This is a genomic window from Litoribrevibacter albus (assembly GCF_030159995.1).
GTDB classification, from domain to species: domain Bacteria; phylum Pseudomonadota; class Gammaproteobacteria; order Pseudomonadales; family Litoribrevibacteraceae; genus Litoribrevibacter; species Litoribrevibacter albus.
In genome coordinates, this window is the sequence record NZ_BSNM01000017.1 from 1 (window position 1) to 611 (window position 611).

Here is a 611-nt window from a genome sequence, read left to right on the forward strand (position 1 = left end):
CCTTTCCTCCTCGCTGAAAGTGCTTTACAACCCGAAAGCCTTCTTCACACACGCGGCATGGCTGCATCAGGCTTGCGCCCATTGTGCAATATTCCCCACTGCTGCCTCCCGTAGGAGTCTGGGCCGTGTCTCAGTCCCAGTGTGGCTGATCATCCTCTCAGACCAGCTAAAGATCGTCGCCTTGGTAGGCCATTACCCCACCAACTAGCTAATCTTACGCAGGCTCATCTGATAGCGATAGGTCCGAAGATCCCCATCTTTCCCCCTCAGGGCGTATGCGGTATTAGCATGCGTTTCCACATGTTGTCCCCCACTACCAGGCAGATTCCTACGCGTTACTCACCCGTCCGCCGCTCGTCAGCGAAGTGCAAGCACTTCCTGTTACCGCTCGACTTGCATGTGTTAAGCCTGCCGCCAGCGTTCAATCTGAGCCATGATCAAACTCTTCAGTTCAAAATCTAAAAAGCATCATGACTTCATAAAAATCACTGCATAAAACAAATGATATTCACGAGTCACTCAATATATGTCCTTCGACACACAGTAAGTGCCCACACGAATTATCTGAACAAATTCTTAAAGAGCTGGAGATAACTGAAGTTTTTCAACTA

At 49.3% G+C, this 611-nt stretch carries 1 rRNA gene; it reads right to left on the reverse strand.

Going from position 1 to position 611, the window contains the following annotated elements:
• Positions 1 to 453: ribosomal RNA gene (locus tag QQL66_RS18465) — 16S ribosomal RNA — on the reverse strand; the annotation flags it as partial.
• Positions 454 to 611 lie beyond the last annotated feature (158 nt).